Raw genomic sequence first — 14,352 nt, 5'->3', positions numbered from 1 at the left:
TTACGAATCGGTTAACTTGCACAGCTAGGTTAGATTTATTTCTTTCTTTTGACCGTTTTGTTGCGCGCTAAAACTTAGCAACCAAATCCACTTGCAAGACATCGATTGCAAGCGGCGGGCCGGATATTTCATTGGCGCTCATCCAGCGGGTCCCAACGAAGACGCCATCATATAAACCGTAGTTTACCCCGACGAAATATCCTTTGGAATTTGTTCCTCCAAGATGGAATTCACTATCGGATAGAGCATCTAATACCGCATCACTTTCAAGATAGCGATAGCCAGCAAGTACATTCCATTCCCCTGCTTTTTCAATGTCTTTACGACCCAGAACAGCCTCGAACCGATAACCTGTATCACCACCGACAAACTCGGCCGGATCGACCGCAGCGCAGAATGTCCGGCCACCAGCAGCATTATTGTTATAAGGGCGTCCCAGCAAACCGTTGCGACAGATGTCAGCTTCATTGAAGCCGAGATTTTTTACATAACTTCCTGACAGAGCTACTTCGATCCTGTCCGTTACTGGGACATTTACCGCGGCATTGATGTCCAGAACATTATATTTGAACGTATATCCAAGCAGTTGAGGTAAATCAGCGTTAGGATTGATCGTCACGATCTGCCGTAACGGTGACAAGGTGTTTCCCTTTGTCAGGAAAAGGGGCTGCAAAAAGTCGGTCGAACAAAAGCTGTCGGTTTCAACACGGCAAGGTGTCGACAGCTGGCCCTGCAAATTTTTGAAAACATGATAGCCCGCTCCGAGCTTAACCGACACAGCTGAAAACTTTGCGGATGCCTCGATTTCGCCTGCAAAGAGATATTTTTGTGGTGTGTCGATCTTGTCAAATTCGAACAATGGCGCACTTGAAGCACCAAAATCCAGAGGGAACGCTCCGCCTCGTGCGGTGATCGCAAAATCTTCACCCAGCAAAGTTCCGGAATTCAGGCTGGCGGCAATGCCGTCGAGATTGAGATCCTTATCATATAATATGTCACTTGAACTGAACGGATTGTCGAACCGTCCGAAGGTGATATCGGCCCATTTCGCCGGCGCAACTTTAAGCCAGGCTTTATCTAACCATAGATCGCGTTTGAAAAATCCGCCGCCCAAAGAGGTGTTTGTTGAAATGGGACCTTCATTTTGACCCGTCGCAATTGTGATACCTGCGGTCACACCCTGGGTTATCTTCGCTTCAATACCCAGGCGAGCACGCAAACGTAGATTATTCCACCGGTCATTTCGGGCGTTCAAAATAGGCAACAACAAACGCGGATCATCAATCCCATATGGGCTGAGTGCGTTGATTGTCGCAAAATCGATGATTTCGTTGGAATTCGTCCGTGCATAAAGCTCGGACTGTGAACGCACCCGAACATCGCCGTGTAACGTAATCCGCCGTGTCCAATCAGGCGCTGCTTCATCTGGGGAGGCCCAACGCTCGACCCGCGCTTCTTTCATGACCTCGTTGCGAAGCTCATCCTTGATTTGGGCCCTTACTGTTTCAGGGATATAGGGCACGCGGATCGCACCGTTTGGCGCAGGTGGCAATTCGCTGGAGACGTTCCGCTGGTTGGCGGCGCGCGCCTGTGCGGCCTCGGCTTCGGCTTGTTGGATCAGTGCGGTTCCTACATCGGCGTCTAAAGCGCCTTGCTTGACGAGAGCGCGAACGAGATTGACCATCGCACTTTCCGACGGCGCTTCAGCTTGCGCCATCGCCGGAAGCGGCATCAACAACAGCGACGCAAGTACAGCCTTTCGCAAATGCCGACCCAAGGTCGAAATGTTTGTGTTCAATCCCATTTTACTGTCCTTTTTGATTTAGCATTCGGCTTTGAACCGATGAATTTCAGAACCGCTTGCGCCCCACTTTAACGCGTTGCGGCATTCGCAATGTTTCAGGTGGGGGCTTCAAACCACGCGCAGTCTGCAGCAACCCAAGTACAGTTTGGTCCAGCTTCGCGTTACCACTTGATCGCGCGAGTTTCGCGCGCGTCAGAACGCCGGATGCACTGACCCAGACATCGAATTCACTTACAAATGAATCGACATTTACTTTCTTGCTGTTCTCAACATGATTTTCGAGCGCGTTGGCGATATTACGCCCCCAAAATCGGTCTGCGCCTAAAGCTGTTTTTGCTGGCGCCCCGCAGTTCGCACCGATACAGGTCCCCTTGCTAGACGGCGCCCCCATGCCACCACCGCTGCCGGACGTAAGGCCGAACGAATCAGACCCTGCTTGAGCCGGACCATCAATCTGCATTGGCGCAGGCGCGGGCTTATCTGGCGTGGGCGCTGGTGTCGGTTCCGGCGTCGGGGTCGGCTTGTCTGAAGGTTCAGGCGGCTTTTCCTGAGGCTCTGGAGGAGGGGGAGGCGGTGGCGGCGGAGGCGGCAGCATATCGATTGCTGTCGGTGGCGTTTGTTCTACTGCAACACCCGGCACCGAATTCCACGACGTATATATAAACCAAATCAAGCCCAATAGCGCACAAAGGCCCAACGCCATCGCCAGATAGGTTTTAGGGCCTTTGGAACTGGGTTCTTGAAAAGTGGGGGCCTGTGCCATGGTTGATGTCGACCGACTAAGACGCAGCTTGCTTGCCAGTGACAAGTCCGACTTTGTTCAGGTCAAGTCGGCGGCACAGGTCCAAGACTTCCATAATCTTGCCATATTGCGCGGTTTGGTCACCTTTCAGAACGATAGGCACTTCCGGATCGGTCGCTTTTGCGTTCCGCAACCGAGTTTCCAGATCCGGAATTGTAACCGGAAATGCGTCCATATAAATCTGGCCGTCATTACTGACCGTCAGCGCAATTGTTTTGGGCTGCACCAGGCTTTTTGCAGAACTTGCCTTTGGCAAATCCACCTTGATGCCTTGCACAGATGCTGTTGCCATTAGAATGAAAATAACGAGCAACACATAAGCCAAATCCAACATTGGCGTGATGTTGATCTCGTCATAGGCCTTGCGGCCGCCACCGACTTGCATGGTCCGATCTCCCTTTATTCAGCAGCGATTTGGTAAGGGGGCGGAGTTTCCGCGGCGTCGGCCTGCATTTCTGCGAGCCGGGTAATCAAGCGGTCGACAAATACCCGCATTTCATCCGCAGCCGCCGAAATCCGGCTGTTGATGTAATTGTACCCGAACAGGGACGGAATAGCACATGCCATACCGGCAATAGTCGCCAACAGCGCAGCTGCAATGCCGGGCGCGATTGCGTTGACGTTGACATCGCCTGCCATCGCCACGCCGCCAAATGTGCTCATCACCCCGATCACCGTGCCAAGCAGCCCGATGAATGGGCCACCGGAAATGGCGATAGTCAAAATGACCATCCATTTGTCCATCTTCTGGTTTTCATCGACGACAATGGCGTCCACCGCCGCACGCATCGCTTCCACGGCTTCACCGGACAGTGGTCTGACCCCCCGGTTTTTCTGACGAAGCAGTAACTCGTCGATACCAGTTTCATACAAGCGTCCGAGCGGGGATGCCTTGATATAGGCCACTTCGGCCGGGTCGATGCCCTTGATGTCGGCAACCGGCACCAATTCTTCATGCATTTCCATGAAGCGCTTTTTGAACACCGAATTTGTGCGATCTGCTTTGTTAAGGTCGCGGATCTTGGTGAACATCAGCCATATCGCAGCCCCCAATAGCAGCATGCAAAGGCCAATGATGAATGCGTCAAGAGCGTGGATCTTGCCAAGAATGAAGCCAAGCACACCGCCACCGCTGCCCTGCTTTTCGTTCGATTCCGATACGTTGACAAGCTTGCCTGATGGTCCCTCTGCACTTGCCATCGCCAATATCATAGCCGCAGGACGCGCCACCTTGGACAAGCGGACTTCGTCGATTTCACCACCAAAAGGCGCTCCATCCGCTCCACCGATCAGAATCGGGCCATCAATCGCAGGAAGCGCAGCTGTCGCCGCCCCGGCCTCTATTCCATTGACATAAATCTTGATCGTCGTGCCGTCCGCAACAACAGAAATATGGCTCCAGTCCGCTTGCTTTACCGCGGAACTCGCCTGCGTTGATGCCCCGCCCAATGCGACATAGGGCGCGCCTCCATTTATGCCGATTACCATCGGTCCTCGCGCGAAGATGGCCTGATTTCCAGCAAGCTGATCAGGCTTTACCCAAGCGCTGAACGTAAATGGCGCACCAGCAGCCATTGCAAGTGACGGCGACGCCGCAATGGTGATTGCTCCCTGCCCCGGAAACCGCGCGCTGCGTCCGATAATTCCGCTGTCATTCACACCAGGAGGGGCTGTCTGTGCGGCATTCGCATTTGCGGTTTTGTCTGCAGGTGCAACACCTGGACCTTCGCTAAAATGATATGCTGCCATGTAATCGGCATCGAAACTGCCGGCGACATCTTCACCTACCTTGGCATTCGCATTGCCAAAATAGAGCCATAGCTGCTTTTTTTCGCCTCCGTTCAGGGTCGGAACCGAAACCCAGATCGTTGCAATACCGGTTTTGGCATCAAAACCTTCTATATGATAAGGCAATGGCGACTTGTCGTCTGTATCCACAATGCGGATATCGGCCCCATTTTCCAATGCTTCGGTAAAGGTAAAATTGCCGCTATGCAGGCGAATGAGGACGAGTGTCCGCCCCATCGGTCCACTGACATTCACGCCCGAAGCGGTGGTGTCGACCGTGACAGCCTTACGATACTCCCAATCCTTGTTCCACCAGGCATGTGCCGGTGAAGTAAAAACGATTAAAGAGAAAATAAGTACTAAGAGTTGCCGTATCATGTTAGTTTTCCTGAACCGAAGACATTTTTTAGAATTCACCCTTGACCGCGAAAGTATAGCGTGGATCGCCTTTTTGAGTTTCATCGGTACTTGCAACCGGCACGCCCACCATCACTTCGCCGGTAAAGCGACCCAGTATCTTTATGCGTAACCCGCCGCCAAAGGACCCGATTCGGAACACCGACCGGGCATCGGGTAACGGGTCTATCACCGAGACAATCCCGCTTTCCATGAAGCTGAAAAAGCGAAGTTCATCGACAAATGTACCAAGATAGGTAGCCAGGGACGGTGCGCGAAACTCGACCGAACCCGCAATTCCGCGATCACCCACTGCTTCCGATTGGTAATAGCCACGAACCGTCGACAGCCCGCCAATCGAGAACTGTTCGTTCGAAACAAGGTGGCTGTCGGCATATTGCCCGGAAAATTTCGCTTCGGTTACCCAATCCCCGGAAAAGCTGGCGGTATAAGTAAGATCGACATTCACATGCGCGAAGTTTTCAGTGCTATCTACTTCGCGATTAGTAAATTGGTTTTCTGGAAGGCAAATAGCCGCTGTCGGGTCAAAGCAGGTTACCCTTTTGACGACGCGCAGGCCAAGCGTAGAACTTATACTCAGGTCCAGCGCCGCCTTCTCTCGACTGATCGAACTGTTATAACCGAGTGTTAAGGGGACATAGCTAATCGGTGAATTGCTGATGGTGGTGCCGCGCAGACCGATATCCTGTTTGAAATCCTTATAATCCACGCCGACCCGAAAAGCATGGTAGTCCCGATCAAAAGGCAATCTATAGATGGCCTGCATTCCGACCTGATATCCATTACCCAGAACATTGGTGCCGCCGAGCGATGCGATATTACTATTGGATTTATAGCCACTTAAAATAAGTGTCCATGGCGTACCTATCAGGGGCGCTGAATAAGAACCAAAAATAGCAGCGTTATCGGACAGGCGTTCCGGAGCGATGGCAAATCCGGCAGTGATCGTATGCCCTTGTTGCCATAAATTTGTATAGCGCGCTATTCCGGTCAACCGCAACGGAGCCGTGTTAGGGCTATTGTCATTGTTGAGATCGAATGATGCGTGCAGCGGGAAATCACCGCGTACTTTCAAATCAACGTCGATCGTACCGGGAACTTCGCCGGCATCGAATGACGGGGTGACTTCACGGTCAGGAAAGCGATTTGCCGCAGCAAGTTCGCGCTGCAAGTCCTTGAAATTAAGGGGTTGTCCAGAACGGACTGATGGCAACTGACCCAACAGGACCAGCGCAGAATGATGCTTTGACCCCGATACCTTAACATTCGCAACAGGTGCCTCGCCAACGCGGATCTGCACCAGACCGCGGGCAAAATCTTCCTGCGGCTGTGGCGGTACTTCAACCACAATGGCTTCATATCCAAGCTTGGCATAGGCGTCTTGAATTGCCTTACGGGCCAATTCAACATCGGCAGGCGTCTTGCCAGGCCCAAGGAAGGGATAAATAGTGCGTTCGATGTCGCCCTGCGACAAACGTGTCACACCAACAACATCAATCGCATTGATCATGAAGCTTTCGGGAGGTGCGACGACTTGCGTGTTTTCGCCGCCCTGCGCCTGTGCATAGGCCATCGCTGGCACAGCCACCATGGACAGTCCAATGGTCGCGCGCGACACATGTGCAAATATCGCAGATCGACACAGCATAGAAGCAGCAGAATCCCTGACGGTTTATTGAGAATGTAGAACTCGGGTCGGACACCCTCTGCGCGGGGTTCATGTAGATTCGAAGGCGTCAGCGTTTCAGTTCTGTGACTAACTAAATTTTAACCATCAAATTTGTGTAAGAATTCCGGCCAGCTTTATCGCGGCCGCGCGCCAGGTGAACCGGCTCGCATGATGTGCGCCCGCTTTTGCAACTTGTGAACGATATTCCGGGTCATCCGACAATCTTGTGATCGCTTCAACCCATTCTTGTGCCTTATCCGGCGCGCAATGGATCGCAGCGTCGCCGCACACCTCTGGCAGTGCCCCGCAAGGCGCAACTATCGCCGGGCAACCGAGCAGCATCGCCTCCAATGGCGGCAATCCGAACCCTTCGGTCGTGGATGGAAACGCCAGACAGAGCGCGTGTTCGATGAGCGCGCGCAACTCCCCGTCGCTCACCCGGCCTGCAAAAACCACATTATCAGGAACCGTAATTCCCATTGCCTCAAACGATGCCTTCGCTGTTCCGCCAAACAGGACGAGTTTCAAGCCCGACAGCCTGCTATCGGCGAACGCCTTCATCAACAGGCTGATGTTTTTATGCGCCTGCACGGTCGATAGGGCCAACACATAAGGCGAAGTGTTCAGATCACACTTCGTAATAATGGAGTTATCGGACGCCATGTTCAAAACATGGTCAACGCCGTTGTGCACGACCGAGATATGGTCAAGGCTGCACAACTGCGCCTTTGCAATTTCCTGACGCGAAAATTCCGACACTGTCAGGATATGCCGGTGTCGCTTGGCCATCAAAGGTTGCACCGCATGGTACCAGAGCCTGAATCCCTTCGAATAGGATTCAGGCGAAAGATGGACTTGCACATCGTGGATCATTGTCACCGCATTGCGGGCAATGACAGGACCGATGTTGCACAGATTAAGCAAGGTCGCGTCACCAGACTTCAACGGCAGGCTGATCTGTTCCCACGGTATGCCCCTGAATGGCTTTATCACACGGGTCGGCAAACGCATGGCACCGGATCGTTGCAGTCCATCATAAGGCAAGCCCACATCAAAGTTCAGCCCGCGCACCGACTCATGTCCTTCGGCAACAAGATCCGCCAGCGCATTGCCCAGTTCCTGCGCCACGCGATGCACGCCGGTAGGTGCCGCCGACAGAAATTTGCCGTTGAGCAGGATGTTGGCCGTCTTCATTGAAATCCTATCCAGCGATTAAGACCTAGCGCGCGCGTTACTCTTTCGACGATCAGCGGCCCGATCAGGCCAGCGGCAACGCTGATTGCCAATAAAAGCGCCGGATTAGAAACCAAATCCAACCGCATCAGAACAATGCGGGTGCCTGCCAGAAACATGACGTGCAGAACAAAGATCGGCATCGTCATGCGGCCAAGCCACAAAAGGATCCGGGAACCGGCAATGCGCGGCAGGCTTGCAATCGCCACGACGGCGGCCACACCCATGATCGCAGCAGCCATAGCCGGGAAGCGCCATGCCAGATTTGCAATTTCGGGTGATCCAGCCAAAAGCAACGGTATATCGGCGCCATAACGCGGGACTGCCAACAATGTTGCCCCTATTGTCGCCACAGCAATGAGCGGTACGCCCACAGACTTTAACCACGGCCCGCGCTTTATGATAAGGGTTTCAAGCCCACCTGTGGCCAGCCAAACGCCGACCGCATAAAAAAACAAATGGTTGCAAACCAGCTTCACCGGCACCGGCAAAATCAGGATAAGCGCCAGAGATTTTAACGCCAACGCCAAAAGGACGAAGCCCTCGCGTCCCAAGCGAGGAACGAGCAGCACAGACAATATATGCATCCAGAACAGGGCATATAGAAACCAGAATTGCGACACCGTATTCCACGGGAGTGACACTATAACCGGCCAATAACTCTCTGCCGGACGGTTCACCAGCGTGCCTAGCCCGTAAATGATCGTGAACTGGATTATCGACCACAAAAAATAGGGCCAAACGATGGAAGGTATCAGGCCCCTGAGAAAAACCTCCTGCCCTTTTTCCAGGCGTTTCGTGACCATCAGGCCCGACAGCAGGAAAAAAAGCGGCATATGGAATGTGTAGATCGAAAAAAATAGCTGGCGGAAAATGTCCTGATTGGCACCCAGTTTGGAATCGATCAAGCCACCCAATGCGTGGCCGATGACGACCAGGATTATTCCCAGCCCGCGCGCGGAATCAAGCCATTTGATCCGGTTCATGCCGTGACCAATCCGGAGCGTTTGAGGTTGACCAGATAACGACCAAGATCGATCCCGGGACGTTCGACCAGCCGATAGCCAAGGACCGACAAAATGACCGTCAACGCCAAAGCCGCCGGTATTTTTGCCGATGGTACAAAATATTGGTCGGCGGCGGCATTTGCTATGGGATGCAGTAAATAGATCGAATAGCTGATCGTTCCAGCCAAGGGCAGGAATCCGCTGTTGATAAGCGGCGAGGTTCTGATGCGATCGACCAGCAAGACGACGAAGAACAATAAGGGTGCAATCGTCCAAGGCCCGAGCGCTTGCGCCAATGTTATGCTTGGATGCGTAAAAATGCCAAATGCAATGATATTGGTAAACCAGCTCACGGCCAGGAAAATTCCCAAAGCGAACGCCAACTGTTTGCGTGAAAGCTTTCCGGAATGGAATTGATATGCCTGATATCCCAATATGGCCGCATAGATCATGGCCGGCCGCCCCAGCGGAATGCGCGTTTCCATCCAAAGCGACGCAAGGCCAAGGACGACCAAAATTGTCGGCATCATAATCGCAAGCAGCAACGCAGCGCGTTCTTTGTAAATCGAAATGGCCACCGCAAAAAGAGCATACCAGATCAGTTCAATTATCAAGGTCCAGCTAACGCCCAAAATAGCCGGAACACCGACAAAGTCCTGAACCAGCAATAGATTGGCTGCCCAACGCCAGTAACTGATGCCGGACAAATATGCCCATTGGTCGAGCAAGCCGGTCCAGCCACCAATCGCAACACCACAAATTGCCGCCAAAAACAGCGGATAGATACGGCACAACCGTCGTATCAAAAATGCCATTGGGTCAAGGCCATTCCGGACGGAAAAAGGTATCACATAGCCGCTGATCAGAAAAAACAGCACGACTCCCATAACGCCCGGCCCAAGTTCAACCAGTGGCTGGGTCGCCGTGGCGGGATATCGCTCCGCCAGATGCTGGAACACGACAAGTGCTGCCGCGAACAGCCGCAGCGTATCGACAAAAGCAAGTCTGGAAGATTCGAGGCTAGACATTTTAAGGCGCAGCTAGCAAAACAAAGTGAAGGCGCGCAACTATTTATCTCATAGTAATAATAATGTAATATTACATTTTAATTATAATTTCCATAAATCCAATAAAAATAGAATATATCATGACAAATTTGCAAAGTATTATTTATATATCAGGCTCCGGCAGAAGCGGCTCCACGCTTTTGGAAAGAATTATTCATTCTTCCGATTGCGTTTCGGCGTTAGGAGAGTTTCATTGCTTATGGCGTTTACCTGAAACGGATATTACATGTTCATGCGCGGCGCCATTCATATCAGATAGTTTTTGGCAACCCGTCTTAAAAACAGCGGCAATTGACGCATCGGTACTGGCCGAATTGAGGGAACTCGAAGACCGGGTTTGTCGCACTTCTTTTATCGCCAGCCATCGCTTTGATATTAAATCCCTTCGTGAAAATCGGGATGTCCAACACTTTCTCGATATCCAGTTCCGAATTTTTGAAGCCGTTGCCGGTGCATCGGGCAGTTCGGTCCTTGTCGATAGTTCCAAGGCCGGTCCGCGCGCATGGCTCATGGCCTGCCATCCCAAGGTCCGGATTATCCACCTTTATCGCGATCCGGCCGACGTGATCCTCTCCTGGCGATCTGCCAAATTTGACCCCGGCATGGGGCAAGAAATGAAACGCATGTCGGTCGCCGCCGCTGCGACCGATTGGTGGAAAGTCGAGTATCTCGTCAAACGACTGGGGAAGGCCACGCCGGTTGCGCGGGTAGATTATGGAGAATTATGCGCGCGCCCCGAGCGCACATTAGGCAACGCGCTTGCGGCATTGTCGCTGCCAACCAAGCCCGCCCCTGCATGGATTGACGCGACTTCGGTCAAGTCAAAAGACAATTATCACTCGCTCAACGGCAACCCCGACCGCTTTGACAAGGGACCGATAAGAATTTCCAAACGCGAAGCGGACTGGAACAAAGTTGGTCCTGCCGAGCGACTTACGATTATAGCAGTCGCAAAAGTGCTGGGGTTGATGCTGCCCAGCAGCCCGTCGTCATAAATTTGAGAAATTCGGCGTTTAATTCTGAGCCTTCGGAAGGTGAAGCAAGCTGGAAAACGAACACTATATCGTCCCCGGACGGGAATGCGGAAGCTGTACGGCTTGCTGCAAGGAATTGGCGATCCTTGATGACGGGATGCACAAGCTTCCCGGTGTGACATGCAGTCATTGCAGCTTAGGCCAAGGTTGCGTTATCTACACAACGCGGCCAAATGTTTGCCGCGACTATTATTGCCTGTGGCGCAGTTTACCCGAAATGGATGAGACGTGGCGGCCTGATATGAGCGGTATCATGATGATTCCAACCGATACACCGCCACCGCCCGGCTATCTTTTCGGGGTAACTTTGATCTTGACCGGTTCGCCAGATATTTTACGCACCGATAAATTCGCCGGGATGCTGGCCGGATTTGTCGAGAGCGAAACTGCGGTCTATCTTGATGTCCCACAAGGTGTCGGCCTGTTTTCGCACCGGTCATTTTTGAACGATCAACTGGCCCCCGCCATCGCCGCCCGCGACCTTCCCGCTGTCAAAGCACTTATCTGGAGCTGCTTCGAAGCATTGGTCGCCAAACCGGCGGTCAAATTGACTGCTGATACAGTCAAGGCCTGAGAAATAATTCCGCCATCGCGTCGATGATTGCATGTTTATCGAGACGATATGACCGGTAGAGGTCGGGCAAGTCGCCGGTTTGACCAAAGCGGTCCGTACCCAGCGGACTGACCCGCATCGCCCGTACGCCGCCAAGCCAGGACAAGGCCGCAGGCGACCCGTCGATTACTGTGACCAGCGACGCATTGGGGGACAAAGCCGATAGTAACATATCTGCATGGCAAGGCGCAGCTTGCCCGCCCGTCCACCTTGCGGCCTTGCGGGCAGACCAGTCGCGATGGAGCAGGTCGGGGGATGTCACGTTCAAAACCCCTAGGCCAGGAATATCATCCAGCAACTCTTCCCAAGCGTCCAATATTTCAGGCGCAATTGCACCGGTGAACGCAATAGCGGCTTCTGCCCCAGCTGCTGGGGGACGCAGCCAATATGCGCCTTTCAAGGCATCGTCTTGCCAAGCAGAGCTTTCGCGGGTGACTTGCGGAATCTGGCGGGTGCTGAGCCTTAAATAAACCGAGCTGCCATCCGGCCTTTGCAAATGTTCAAAGGCCCAGCGCATGAACAGGGCGACTTCATCGGCATAGGCTGGTTCGAAATAGGCAAGTCCGGGCTGACCCATGCCGATTAAGGGTGTGTTGATAGACTGGTGTGCCCCGCCTTCCGGACCCAAAGTCAGGCCGGATGGCGTGCCAACCAAAAGAAAGCGGGCGTCGGAATAGCAGCCATAGTTCAGCGCATCCAATCCACGAGAAATGAACGGATCATAAACCGTCCCGACCGGAATCAGACGGGTCCCGAAATGCGGTGCAGCAAGGCCAAGCGATGTGAGCAAAAGGAAAAAGTTGTTTTCGGCAATGCCCAATTCAATATGCTGTCCCGCCGCATGCGCCGCCCATTTTTGCGCCGAGGGAATTTTGGCCTCGCGAAAGATATCGGCAACTTGCGACCGGCGAAAAAGGCCGCGTTGATTGACAAAACCGCCCAAATTTGTGGTCTGGGTTACATCAGGGGCCGTCGTAACGATCCGGTCCGCCAATTCTTCGGACGATTTGGCAAGATCAAGCAAGACATGGCCAAAAGCCGCCTGCGTCGATTGCGTGTCGCCCGACGGAACGGCAAAATGCGCCGGTACCAGAACGGCCGCAGGGTCTGCTTCCATCGGCTTTTTTGCTAGTGCGCTTTCAGACATAAAGCTTTTAAGGCGCGCAGCCATATTACCGCCCAAGCCTGCAAATGGCTCCCATTCCTGTCCTGCTTCTATGCCCATCGTCGCGCGAAGCTGCTCAATCTGGGCAGGGTTCATCATACCGGAATGATTGTCCTTGTGCCCGGCAAGCGGAAGGCCATAGCCTTTGACCGTATAGGCGATAAACAGCGTTGGCCGGTCATCGTCGGCGCTGTCAAATGCCTCCATCAACGAGGCGATGCAATGCCCGCCCAAATTGGTCATCAACGCGGCAAGACCGTCGTCATCGAAGCTTTCAATCAGCTTTCTGACATGAGGTTTGCCACCAATGTCCGAAAGCAATCGCTCTCGCCAGGCCGCGCCGCCCTGATAGGTGAGCACCGCAAAATCCGCATTCGGGCAATTTTCAATCCAGTCTTCCAGCGATTTTCCGCCGGGCCGGGCAAATGCCGCATGTTGCAGCTTTCCGTGTTTTAAAGTTACGACGCGCCATCCACATGTTTCAAATATGTCGTCAAAGCGTCGGAACATCCGGTCCGCGGTCGTGCTGTCCAACGACTGGCGGTTATAATCGACCACCCACCAGCAGTTGCGGATGTCATGCTTATAGCCCTCGATCAGGCATTCATAGATATTGCCTTCATCAAGTTCGGCATCGCCCATTAGCGAGATCATGCGGCCAGCATCAGCCTCCGCCATCGCCCCGCGTGCGATCAGATAATCTTGCACCAGGCTCGAAAATGCAGTGATCGCCACGCCTAGACCCACGGACCCGGTGGAAAAATCGACCGGGATTTTATCCTTGGTGCGCGATGGATAGCTTTGTGCGCCGCCCAATGCGCGGAACTGCTGCAACTGCTCCAACGTCTGGTTGCCGAGCATATAGTGGATCGCCTGCAGCACCGGTCCTGCATGCGGTTTCACGGACACCTTGTCATTGGGCCGCAGGGCATGGAAATAGAGTGCCGCCATGATGGCGGTCATGGAGGCACAGCTTGCCTGATGGCCGCCCACCTTCAGGCCATCACGCTTTTTGCGGATGTGGTTGGCGTTATGCACCGTCCAGGACGACAGCCAGCGCAGCCGCGTGTCCAGCGCCTCGATGGCCGCTATCTTTTCTTCGCGCGCATCCGCAAATTTGGTCGCCATTATAAGTTGTCCCGGAATCCTGATGGTGCGGAGTTTAGCCAGCGGGCGTGAGCATGTCCTTGCGTATAGCAGGGTTATGCGGCATATTTTTGGCAGATTATCCCAGCATTGCTAAAAATAGAGACATAACATGCCAGAAAATCCGTTGGACGCGATAGACCGCAAAATCATCGATTTGCTTCAGGCCGATGGCCGTATGTCCAATCAGGAGCTGTCCGACCGCGTCGGCCTGTCCCCCAGCCCCTGCCTGCGCCGCGTCCGCCAGTTGGAAGCGAACGGCACCATCGCGCGCTATGTGGCATTGGTCGACCCGGACAAGGTTGGCCTGTCCGTCACCGCCTTCGTCCGCGTTCGCCTTGATCAACAGGATGACCGTCATTTGCAGGAGTTCGAAACGGCGGTAGCGGGCTTTCCCGAGGTGATGGATTGCTATCTGATGACGGGCGAAGCCGACTATCAGCTCCGCATATTGGTAAGCTCGCTCACCCAGTTTGAGGACTTCCTCCGACGGCGTCTGACAAAGGTCAACGGCGTTGCGAATGTTACCACCAGCTTTGCCTTGCGACCCGTCATTTACAAGACCGCCGTACCGACGCTACAACCCCGTTGAACGAGGGGGATATTT

The 14,352-nt window shown here is 53.5% G+C and carries 12 protein-coding genes; 3 read left to right on the top strand and 9 right to left on the bottom strand.

Annotated features, from left to right (window positions below; genetic code table 11):
• Nucleotides 1-67: 67 nt before the first annotated feature.
• The 8 genes from EUU23_RS02535 to EUU23_RS02500 form a co-directional block, all read right to left on the bottom strand.
• Nucleotides 68-1,804 (bottom strand): putative porin, encoded by a 1,737-nt coding sequence (locus EUU23_RS02535; RefSeq protein WP_160352547.1) that lies wholly within the window; start codon nucleotides 1,802-1,804, stop codon nucleotides 68-70.
• A gap of 46 nt (nucleotides 1,805-1,850) precedes the next feature.
• Nucleotides 1,851-2,567: an energy transducer TonB family protein gene (locus tag EUU23_RS02530; RefSeq protein WP_160352546.1), complete on the bottom strand. Its 717-nt coding sequence runs from the start codon at nucleotides 2,565-2,567 to the stop codon at nucleotides 1,851-1,853.
• Between the two features lie 16 nt (nucleotides 2,568-2,583).
• Nucleotides 2,584-2,991, bottom strand: a complete 408-nt coding sequence (locus tag EUU23_RS02525) for an ExbD/TolR family protein (RefSeq protein ID WP_160352545.1) — start codon at nucleotides 2,989-2,991, stop codon at nucleotides 2,584-2,586.
• Nucleotides 2,992-3,005: 14 nt separating this feature from the next.
• Complete coding sequence (locus EUU23_RS02520) at nucleotides 3,006-4,772, bottom strand: DUF2341 domain-containing protein (protein ID WP_160352544.1); 1,767 nt, start codon at nucleotides 4,770-4,772, stop codon at nucleotides 3,006-3,008.
• Between the two features lie 28 nt (nucleotides 4,773-4,800).
• A complete protein-coding gene (locus EUU23_RS02515; RefSeq protein WP_246156042.1) occupies nucleotides 4,801-6,459 on the bottom strand; it encodes a ShlB/FhaC/HecB family hemolysin secretion/activation protein in 1,659 nt (552 codons plus the stop codon).
• A gap of 126 nt (nucleotides 6,460-6,585) precedes the next feature.
• Nucleotides 6,586-7,674, bottom strand: coding sequence for a glycosyltransferase family 4 protein (locus EUU23_RS02510; protein WP_160352543.1), 1,089 nt, complete (start codon nucleotides 7,672-7,674; stop codon nucleotides 6,586-6,588).
• Nucleotides 7,671-8,699 carry an acyltransferase family protein gene (locus EUU23_RS02505; RefSeq protein ID WP_160352542.1) on the bottom strand — a complete coding sequence of 343 codons (1,029 nt, stop codon included), beginning with the start codon at nucleotides 8,697-8,699 and terminating at the stop codon, nucleotides 7,671-7,673. Before EUU23_RS02505 ends, EUU23_RS02510 begins: the two co-directional genes overlap by 4 nt.
• Nucleotides 8,696-9,748: an acyltransferase family protein gene (locus EUU23_RS02500; RefSeq protein ID WP_160352541.1), complete on the bottom strand. Its 1,053-nt coding sequence runs from the start codon at nucleotides 9,746-9,748 to the stop codon at nucleotides 8,696-8,698. Before EUU23_RS02500 ends, EUU23_RS02505 begins: the two co-directional genes overlap by 4 nt.
• A 119-nt stretch (nucleotides 9,749-9,867) precedes the next feature.
• Here EUU23_RS02500 and EUU23_RS02495 point away from each other — a divergent pair, with 119 nt between their 5' ends.
• Entirely contained in the window at nucleotides 9,868-10,782 is a 915-nt protein-coding gene (locus EUU23_RS02495) for a sulfotransferase (protein ID WP_246156040.1), read from the top strand.
• A gap of 115 nt (nucleotides 10,783-10,897) precedes the next feature.
• Nucleotides 10,898-11,395 carry a hypothetical protein gene (locus EUU23_RS02490; RefSeq protein ID WP_160352539.1) on the top strand — a complete coding sequence of 166 codons (498 nt, stop codon included), beginning with the start codon at nucleotides 10,898-10,900 and terminating at the stop codon, nucleotides 11,393-11,395.
• On the opposite strand, the gene EUU23_RS02485 is transcribed toward EUU23_RS02490, so the two are convergent.
• Nucleotides 11,385-13,727 carry a transketolase gene (locus EUU23_RS02485; RefSeq protein ID WP_160352538.1) on the bottom strand — a complete coding sequence of 781 codons (2,343 nt, stop codon included), beginning with the start codon at nucleotides 13,725-13,727 and terminating at the stop codon, nucleotides 11,385-11,387. The genes EUU23_RS02490 and EUU23_RS02485 overlap by 11 nt on opposite strands.
• 130 nt (nucleotides 13,728-13,857) lie before the next feature.
• On the opposite strand from EUU23_RS02485, the gene EUU23_RS02480 reads away from it, so the two are divergent.
• Complete coding sequence (locus tag EUU23_RS02480) at nucleotides 13,858-14,337, top strand: Lrp/AsnC family transcriptional regulator (RefSeq protein ID WP_160352537.1); 480 nt, start codon at nucleotides 13,858-13,860, stop codon at nucleotides 14,335-14,337.
• Nucleotides 14,338-14,352: the final 15 nt, after the last annotated feature.

Origin of the sequence: Sphingorhabdus profundilacus, assembly GCF_009769755.1 — a bacterium.
GTDB lineage: Bacteria > Pseudomonadota > Alphaproteobacteria > Sphingomonadales > Sphingomonadaceae > Sphingorhabdus_B > Sphingorhabdus_B profundilacus.
This window is presented reverse-complemented; position numbering and strand designations above follow the sequence as displayed.

What these genes read in the sequence shown, in the direction of transcription:
- EUU23_RS02535 (WP_160352547.1), bottom strand. Translation starts at nt 1,804, where the DNA reads ATGGGATTGAACACAAACATTTCGACCTTGGGTCGGCATTTGCGAAAG.
- EUU23_RS02530 (WP_160352546.1), bottom strand. Translation starts at nt 2,567, where the DNA reads ATGGCACAGGCCCCCACTTTTCAAGAACCCAGTTCCAAAGGCCCTAAA.
- EUU23_RS02525 (WP_160352545.1), bottom strand. Translation starts at nt 2,991, where the DNA reads ATGCAAGTCGGTGGCGGCCGCAAGGCCTATGACGAGATCAACATCACG.
- EUU23_RS02520 (WP_160352544.1), bottom strand. Translation starts at nt 4,772, where the DNA reads ATGATACGGCAACTCTTAGTACTTATTTTCTCTTTAATCGTTTTTACT.
- EUU23_RS02515 (WP_246156042.1), bottom strand. Translation starts at nt 6,459, where the DNA reads ATGCTGTGTCGATCTGCGATATTTGCACATGTGTCGCGCGCGACCATT.
- EUU23_RS02510 (WP_160352543.1), bottom strand. Translation starts at nt 7,674, where the DNA reads ATGAAGACGGCCAACATCCTGCTCAACGGCAAATTTCTGTCGGCGGCA.
- EUU23_RS02505 (WP_160352542.1), bottom strand. Translation starts at nt 8,699, where the DNA reads ATGAACCGGATCAAATGGCTTGATTCCGCGCGCGGGCTGGGAATAATC.
- EUU23_RS02500 (WP_160352541.1), bottom strand. Translation starts at nt 9,748, where the DNA reads ATGTCTAGCCTCGAATCTTCCAGACTTGCTTTTGTCGATACGCTGCGG.
- EUU23_RS02495 (WP_246156040.1), top strand. Translation starts at nt 9,868, where the DNA reads ATGACAAATTTGCAAAGTATTATTTATATATCAGGCTCCGGCAGAAGC.
- EUU23_RS02485 (WP_160352538.1), bottom strand. Translation starts at nt 13,727, where the DNA reads ATGGCGACCAAATTTGCGGATGCGCGCGAAGAAAAGATAGCGGCCATC.
- EUU23_RS02480 (WP_160352537.1), top strand. Translation starts at nt 13,858, where the DNA reads ATGCCAGAAAATCCGTTGGACGCGATAGACCGCAAAATCATCGATTTG.